We start from the raw sequence: 8,359 nt of genomic DNA, 5'->3' as shown, positions 1-8,359 counted from the left end.
CGCATCGCCATCACACCCACATAGTCATAATCCGACCGTCCTGCCTGGAGCAGTTTGACCGGCCATAAGTGGAGCAGTTTGGGGTGGCCATCGGGGCAAGTCCTTGATTTCTCGAACGCGCCAGAGAAACTACTCTGGCGCCCTACGCAGCGGCATCGAAACCCGGATGGCCTACTCCTCTTCCCACCAATACCCGCTTTTCCCAAGCGCTACGCCCACCTGCAATACGCTCACCTTGCGCTTCAAGGTTTAGCTCGGGGTAGGGAACTCGCACAGCGCCAAAGCATTGCACTATGTACTCCTCAATTCTTGGTTGTAAGACTGCAAGATCAAGGGCAGCGGTCGGGTGACTTGCAGTTCGAAGCGCCTGCTGCAATGACAGATCGTAGCCAATCAGATTGCCCAGAGCCTCCCAACGGCGAAGCTGTAGCAGCATGGTGGTCATGACCGCCCTGTCTGGTTGATGGCCAAGATAGTTGACGAAGTACTCACATTCGTCCTCCACGGCACTGGCTTGCATAGTGATCATCCAAGCGGCTGTAGGTGGCATGGCAGTCAAGGGCTCACCTAGCTGTTCAAGATGAATTTTCCCCAGCACGTGTGCCAAGGCATGCCACTCGACGTGATCGATTGGTCGCGGATCGAGCAGCCTCCATATAGGAAGGGTGAGAAGCTGGCTAGAAGATGGAGCAAGGGCGACCATACGGTCAAACCAGCGTTTGGTCCGTAGATCCTTTTTACCTGAAGGTGCGATCTGTTTGCTTACCGCAGGCTGCCCCAGACTTGCCATGCGGTCGCACAACTTGGGACGATCCGCAGGGAAAACTAAACCCGGAAGTCCCTTCATCAACAGCTCTTCAAGCGCGTAGGGAGAGGGCGTTCCAGTGGCCTCCATGACATCGTTCAAGAACGCAACCGTTTGTAGCCGCTCGCATGCACGGCGTGCGTCGCGCTGGGACCAGGGCTTGGCAGATGAACGCTCTGCGAGGCGCAAGACTACTTGGTCTGACTTGCAGAAAGCAGCATTGGTAAAGACTGGAATGGAAAACACGTACGTTTTTTTAGCCTAGTACGGCAGCGGCGTGCCAGATAACGTTCGGGCTTCCGCAAGAAGACGAATGAACCACGCCAACCTCAATACACGTCTGCTTCCCAACGCAAAGCTGGCGGACAGACTTCACTGATGTGAACAGCCCGCAGCATCGGAATTGCAGGCCGAACAGCATGCACGCCGCCAGAGGAAACCTCTGGGTCAGTTGAAAGGTGACCAAGTCTGGGGCCGTATCAGCAAGGCGACGCACCACTGCGCTTGATTTACGCACATGGGATAACGATTTGTGGCCGGGGTTGGGCCTGCTCTGAAGCAGCAGTAATCCAATGTTATGTCAAAAGCAATACAAATTAAAGAAAATCGACGGCTCAATGTTTCCGATGCCATCCTGGCCATCCGCTACCCCAAAGACGGCAAGATCCGCTCGCGGAAAGTCATTTCAAGATCAAAGGCCTCCAGTTCTGGCAAGTACCCAAGCTGGAAGATGGGGCGAATGCTCCAGTGGGAGTCTCCACACGAACTGAATGCATTCAGGCTGCTCGATGCAAACCCAGCGGTCGCACGGTTCGAAGAGCAGCCGTTGGTGGTGAGCTTTGTCCTTGATGGCATTGAGCACGACCACTACCCGGACATAGAAGTACAGGTGAACGGCGTCAAGGAACTCTGGGAAGTCAAGACTCAAGCTGATGCCAGCCGCCCCGAAGTTTCCCGTCGTACTGAACTGATGACCAAGGCGCTGCCCACACACGGCTACAAGTACCGTGTCGCGATCGCCGAAGAACTGACGGCGTCTCCCCGATTGCAAAACGCGCTGACGGTGCTGCGGTCTGGGCGCGGTGATATTCACGTCGTTGAGCGCGAGCGCCTGCGCCTGATTCTGAAGCACACGCAAAAACTAACTTGGAGCGACGTCTTGGCTGGTGCGCTTGGTGTCAGAAGCAAGGCCCATGTGTGTCGACTCATTCTGGAAGGCGCGCTTTACTTTGACATGGGAAAAGCACTTGAACAGAGCACCTTGATCGGGATCACCGGGGCGGGCTCTAGCCACCGAGGTGTCTTCGAATGAGTGTGTTTTCTCTGACCTCACCGCGGCATTTCGGTGACCACCCAGACGGAGAGCAAAGTTTGATATCAACCGTTTCAGCTGTGTTCACCGAGCAAACGCATCAAGCGCGTACTGCACTGGTCCAAGTCTCGGTTCAGATTGACCGGCATTTGAGGGCGATCGCGCTGCTCGGTGCCCATGCTATGCCTAAGAAAGAATGAAATGGGGACAGCTGCTTTCCAAAAAAATACCGCCTTGCGCATCAACGGCAAGGAAATGCTGATGCTGCGAAAGGTCAGCGATGACTTGTGGCAACTAGAGGAAACCAAGACAAAGCGAATTCAGGAGAAGACTGACGCCGAGCTTCGCGCCCTGTATGTCGCAGGAGTACTCGAATTCAATCATATGGAAGCTGGTGAAGAAGATCACGACGAACGAAGGTTTGGAAAACCGATCTTCAGTGTGCCGGCGCCCTTGATGGAGGATGCCAAGGTGCGCAGGGCCTATGCCATTGCAGCGATGGATGGTCCCGCCACCGAGGGAGCGCTCCGTTCCGCGGCCTTGGCCGTCTGGACCAAGCTCGGCAAGCCAGAGAGAGCGCCGCATTGGACAACGGTTTACCGCTGGCGCAAGCAACTCATCAATTCAGGTCGGGACATTTATGGCGTGGTTGCCAAGGTCACAAAGCGTGGCAACCGAAACCGGCGGTATCCGCGAGAAGTACTGGCAGTCATCGAGCAGGCAATCGACACCGTGTACCTGACGCGTGAGAAAAGGTCGATCCAGGACGTACTCGACAAGGCGAAAGTTGAGATCAATCGCGAAAATAGGCTTCGGCCTGTGGATTTGCAACTACCTCACCCGACACTGCGCCTTGTCGGGGGAATGATCAGTGAGGTTCCTGCGTTCGATCGCAGCGTTGCGAGAGAAGGGCGCGAAGTAGCAGTGCGCCGCTTCAGATCTGTACTTGGGCATCGTACAACTGAGGCACCGCTGCAACGCGCAGAGATTGACCACACCTTGATGGACCTGATGGTCATCGATGACAAGTCGAGGTTGCCGCTGGGTCGCCCGTACCTCACGGTATGCGTTGACGACTACACCCGCTGCGTCCTTGGCATCAACATTGGCTTTGAGCCACCGAACTTTTTGACTGTTGCCAGGTGCTTGAAGAACGCCTTCATGCCCAAAAGCGATCTCAACGCGTTGTACCCCGAGGTACTCGGTAGCTGGGACGCGCACGGGGTGATGCGGGAGCTGTCAATGGACAACGGCGCCGAGTTCCACAGCCTGAGCCTTGAAGAGGGCTGCTACTCACTCGGCATCGAAATCCACTATTCACCGCGCAAGACTCCATGGTTCAAGGGCAAGGTCGAACGATTTCAGGGGACCCTGAACCATGAGGTTGCGCATACTGCCCCGGGGACCACCTTTTCAGACATCTTTGAAAAAGACGACTATGACCCTGTCAAACATGCGGTGGTGAGTTTGGGTACGTTGCAGCACATCGTCAGAAAGTGGATCGTCGACGTGTATCACGAGCGAGTGCATCGAAGCCTGAAAATGCCGCCGATCGTCATGTGGAGGTCAAGCATCAATGCCGAAGACATCCAACTGCCTGACGATCCTGAAAAACTCGACGCGATTCTAGGGCGCCGCGAGCAGCGAAGGTTAACTCACAAGGGAATTGAATTCGAAGGCTTGTTCTACAACTCGCCCGATATGACCACCTTGCGCATGCAGCTCGGCGAAAAATTGGACGTCGAGATATGTGTCGACGATGGCGACATTGGCAAGATTGTGGTGCTGTCGCCCGACAAAAAGCGGATGTTCAAGGTGCCGGCTTTGGCACAAATTTATGCCGCCGGCATGACTGCATGGCAACACAAACTCTGCAAGCGCTACGCCGCCAAGCAGGCACAAAAGTATGACTCCACTGCCTGGTTACAGGCCAAAGAGCAGATCGCGCAAATGATCCGTGACGAGTTCGCGCACAAAAAAGCGAAAGCCAAGACTCGCGCACGTATCGCGAGGTATGTCGAGGGCGGCGAAGCATCCCCCGCATCAACTCTTGTGCTGCCTGGAAACACTGCTGTCATCCCTGCGGTAGCGACACCGCATAGCGCCGATCAGGTTGACCAGTCTGATACTCCGCCCACAAAGCACGCCACGGTAGTCGCGCCGGTGAAGGCGCTCAAGCTGTCGCCGCCTGTGGTGGCGACAGCCAAACCGCCGACGCTCCACCATCCAGACGCGCCATCGCGGCGGTTTGCGCCGGTGATTCGGCAACGCAATCAAAGCCCCAACAACCACCTTCCCGATTGAGTAATTACATGGAAGCCCGCTTCGTCGTAGAGTCCACGCTCATTCCGCACACTGCTTTCGAAACCGCAACTCAGCGCATCAAACAGTGTCTGGGATACAGCTTGAAGTCACCCGAACCCATTTGCTTGGCCCTGGTGGGCGAGTCGCGCACGGGGAAGAGCCGTGTGTTGGAAGAGACCGAACTCCTGATGCCGCGTAGTCGCACCGCAGACGGTGCAGTGGTTCCAATTCTTCGAGTAACTGCACCTTCACGGCCAACTGTGAAAGGTGTGGCTGGACTGTTGCTCAAGTCTTTAGGTGATCCGAAATGGGAGTCGGGTACGGAGATCAACCGAACAGGGCGTCTCGAAGACCAACTGCGGTTGTCCGGGACATTGATGATCATGATCGATGAGTTTCAGCACTTCTTCGACAAAGGCACGCAAAAAATTTTCTACGATGCTGCTGATTGGCTCAAGACCCTCGTTGACCAGACAAAGGTAACGCTGGTGGTCAGTGGGTTGGAAAGCTGTTTGCCTGTGCTTTGTCGGAACGAGCAACTCTCAGGACGGTTTCTTGCGCCGATCTACATGCGACGGTTCAACTGGTTAGATGCTGCGAGCAGGGAAGACTTCATGTCAATCTTGGAAGCGTTCAACGAGTCCATGTCGCAGAATTTCACGATGCCACAACTGAACAGTCCAGAAATGGCCTTTCGATTCTGGTGTGCGTCAGGAGGGCTGATGGGGCACCTCACCAAACTTCTTCGGCAAGCTGTGTGGGATGCTTGTGACGTGGGAAGATCTTCAATTTCTCTTGAGGGATTTGAGCAGGCTCACAAGACTTCGATATGGGCTGAATCTGGCGTTGTAATTGTCGACTCGCCCTTTGCACGGGCGTTCAGTTTCGACGTGACACAGGAGAAGATTGCGATGGCGCTGGCTGTCGGTGTGCGGGAGGTGGAGACTGAACCGGATCATCGGAAGCGTGGAAGGTCAAAGACAAATTCAGTTGCACTGAGCCAGGTGCTTACGGCACGAGGCGCCTAGGTGGCCCACACGTTGCTGCTGAGAACGCCAGATCCCACGCCACATGAGGGCATCTTCGGCTACGTGCTCCGAGTCTCCGAAGCAAATGGCTACGACACGTCATGGCATGTTTTTCGGCATGCTGGCTATGAACAAGGCGAGATGCTGACTGCCGGGTTTAATGTTCAAAAACTCGCTTCGATTCTGAACAAGGCTCCCAGCTTGCTGGCCCCTCACGCCTACAGCGGCCTCGCCAACGATGGTCTTACGGAGTACAGGCTAAACGGCCATCCGATCGGCAGAGGACTCAGCTTGGCACCACTTCGCTTGAAGAGACCCGCCATTTGTCCTGCATGTGTCAAGGAAAGCAGATTTATTGATGTGTGCTGGGACGCAACGGCATTCGTGGCTTGTCCTGCGCACGGTACACATTTGCTCCACTGTTGTCCAGCTTGTAGTTCGCCGCTTCGATGGCTCAGGCCGGGCCTGTTGACCTGCAGCTGCGGCGCGTCTCTGGTCGACGCAGTGACCAAGCCCGCGACGCCGGCAACGATTGCGCTGATGTCGATTCTGCGCAAAAAAATTCGAGGCGATACGGTCTCTGAACTCAACAAGACCGACGGCGGCCTCCCCACAGAGCATCTACTGCGCGTACCCTTGGGCTCACTGCTCCGAGTACTTGCGCTTTTGGAAAAGCTGAACAAGGAGGTGGGCCTATCACGCGGCGGAACATGGCCTGTATCTGACGCGTTTGCTGAATGGCCGTTGGGTTTTCATCGCTACCTGCGTCGAATGGCCGATGATGGGATCGCTTCAGACGTAAAGACCAGTGGCTTGCGGAAGAGATTCGAAACGCTGTTCAGGGCGCTTTTCAAAAGTAGGGTTCGCATACAGGGAATCGACTTCCTCCGCGAGGAGTTCGTCCGTTTTGGACTCGACCAGTGGGGTGGGGCTGTTGTGGACAACAAGCTGTTGCGGGCGGAGTCCGTTAAGCACCGCTTCGTCTCCGAAGTTACGTTAGCTTCGCGCCTAGGCGTCCGTCCCATCACTGTTCGCAATTGGACTGCTCGAGGCTTCATCCAGTCGAAGACGGTTCAAGCGGGCAAGAGTCTCCGTTATATCGCCGACGCTGCGGTTGTGGATCAGACGCCGAGATATAGCGAAGATCGCCTCCAAGCTCGCGCGGCCGGGAAGCTCTCAGGGTTGCCGGTGAGCGTACTGCAGCAGTTGAAGCGCTCTGGCCACTACTCAAATAACCCTGTTGCAAATGTTCGAATGGGTTACTGGCCAGATGATCTGAAGGCACTCACTGAACGTTTGATCGTGGTCACCAGAAAACCAACTGATGGGGTCCAAGGTCCCAGCTCTGAAGGTGAAGGGCTCATATCATTGGACCGAATTCTGGCGCTTAAAAAGCTTGGGGAAGTTCGATCAAAAGGTATTTTCTTGGGTGAGGTTTTGGACGGGAAGATTGTGCCCAGTGCAAAGTCGGGTAACACGCTGGGCTCGTTAATGTTTGACCTCGCGGACGTCGAGTCTTTCAGGATTCGACAAGCCGTTGATTCAGATCGCCAGTTCATCTCGGCCAAGGCTGCGGGTAGTTTGGTCGGTACACACGCTGACGTTGTGACCGCGCTAGTAGCTGCCGGGCATGTAGTTCGTTCTGCCAAGCACATCAACGGGATATGCCGGATGTCGGTCGAAAACTTCTTGAGTCAATGGCGGCCTCTCTGCACGTTGGCAAATGAACTTGGTACTTCCACTCCAGCTCTCTTGGCCCATGCAGAGCGGCTAGGTATCAGCGTCATGAAAGTGGCACGCACTGCGGGGTTTGAAACTTCCTTCGTCACCTTGGAGGACATTCAGTCCCTTCGCACGGATCCCTGTGTGCGCCCCAGCGCACGTTCACGTCGGGTGCAGGCACTTAAAGAGGCCAAACCGCCACAGCCATACTGGGCGCCTCCCGACGAACGCCGAAGCGATCACCGGTGTTGTCCTTCGGAGATCGCAGGCAATCGCCTCAGTCCAGCTTTGAAATGACTTTGACGCTCTGGATGTTCTGCAGTGCAGGGTCTTCAGACGACAGCGATGGGACGATGCGGCTGGAAGCAGGCAATCGCAACGGTCTACTCATGACGTGTTGGTCTGTGAAAGATTGCTCCGCTGTGTTGCGATGTCTTAACTTTAGCGGGAGTAAACGGAGAGCAATTGGCTGTATGAACTAGCTGGCCGTCCCAGGCACTTGAACCACGACGGGCACGGCTGCGGCGGCCTCGATTTGCTGTGAGACCTGCACATACAGATCCTGTTCGACCGTCGGTGCTTCGATCGAGATCAACAAGCTGTATCGGGCCGAGCGGTTGAATCGCTGGTGAGACGTGCGGTTTCGCCACCATCCCATCGCAGGAAACACCGCCAATTGGCCGCGGTTGGCCAAGTCGACCGCAGTACCCGTCCAGCTGTCAGACAACAAGGACCCGCGTGCACGCAGCTTTTCACCAATGGTCCAGCCTGCATCCCCACCGGCTGCGGCGCCTGGTAAGCCCTGTTCGTCTGCTGCGGCCTGAGCGTTGATGCGCTGTCGGAATGCAGCTTCGTTTTCGAGAGGCCGGCGTACCGCGAAGCGCAACGCATGAGACTGGTAAGCATACTTATCGATACCTCCACGCTCCCCCGGATTGGGTTCGATGAAGTACGAGAGGGTTACACGCAACGTGACAGGTTCATTGCCAAGTGCCATCAACATGTCTGCTGGCCATGGAAGGTCATGCAGATGCATTTCCCGAGTCTTCACTCCATCCGTCATCCACTTTTCTGGAGCCACTGCAAGGCGGCGCTCAAAAGCATCTCGGCATGCTGAAGCCGTGGGCGCCGACACGGTCCTACGGACTTGTGGCGCGACTGGACGCGAATTTCGATCCGGTGTCGAGT

The 8,359-nt window shown here is 55.8% G+C and carries 6 protein-coding genes; 4 read left to right on the top strand and 2 right to left on the bottom strand.

The features are described 5' to 3' along the window. Positions 1 to 142: 142 nt before the first annotated feature. Positions 143 to 907: a hypothetical protein gene (locus ACN4F8_RS05735; protein WP_419472668.1), complete on the bottom strand. Its 765-nt coding sequence runs from the start codon at positions 905 to 907 to the stop codon at positions 143 to 145. A 475-nt stretch (positions 908 to 1,382) separates the two neighbouring features. Here ACN4F8_RS05735 and ACN4F8_RS05730 point away from each other — a divergent pair, with 475 nt between their 5' ends. The 4 genes from ACN4F8_RS05730 (at position 1,383) to ACN4F8_RS05715 (ending at position 7,468) form a co-directional block, all read left to right on the top strand. Then, positions 1,383 to 2,117 (top strand): hypothetical protein, encoded by a 735-nt coding sequence (locus ACN4F8_RS05730; protein ID WP_419472667.1) that lies wholly within the window; start codon positions 1,383 to 1,385, stop codon positions 2,115 to 2,117. Between the two features lie 234 nt (positions 2,118 to 2,351). Further along, positions 2,352 to 4,421 (top strand): Mu transposase C-terminal domain-containing protein, encoded by a 2,070-nt coding sequence (locus tag ACN4F8_RS05725; protein ID WP_419472666.1) that lies wholly within the window; start codon positions 2,352 to 2,354, stop codon positions 4,419 to 4,421. 8 nt (positions 4,422 to 4,429) lie between these two features. Further along, the gene (locus ACN4F8_RS05720; protein WP_419472665.1) at positions 4,430 to 5,449 is read left to right on the top strand and encodes a TniB family NTP-binding protein; all 1,020 of its coding nucleotides are present in this window, start codon (positions 4,430 to 4,432) and stop codon (positions 5,447 to 5,449) included. Further along, positions 5,450 to 7,468 carry a TniQ family protein gene (locus ACN4F8_RS05715; protein WP_419472664.1) on the top strand — a complete coding sequence of 673 codons (2,019 nt, stop codon included), beginning with the start codon at positions 5,450 to 5,452 and terminating at the stop codon, positions 7,466 to 7,468. Between the two features lie 181 nt (positions 7,469 to 7,649). Here the strand turns inward: ACN4F8_RS05715 and ACN4F8_RS05710 are convergent, their stop codons facing one another. Beyond that, the gene (locus tag ACN4F8_RS05710; RefSeq protein WP_419472663.1) at positions 7,650 to 8,174 is read right to left on the bottom strand and encodes a hypothetical protein; all 525 of its coding nucleotides are present in this window, start codon (positions 8,172 to 8,174) and stop codon (positions 7,650 to 7,652) included. Positions 8,175 to 8,359: the final 185 nt, after the last annotated feature.

This window comes from Hydrogenophaga sp., assembly GCF_048549895.1.
In the GTDB taxonomy this organism is placed as follows: domain Bacteria; phylum Pseudomonadota; class Gammaproteobacteria; order Burkholderiales; family Burkholderiaceae_C; genus Hydrogenophaga.
Note: the sequence above shows the minus strand (reverse complement) of the source record. Positions and strands in the feature narration are given on the sequence as shown.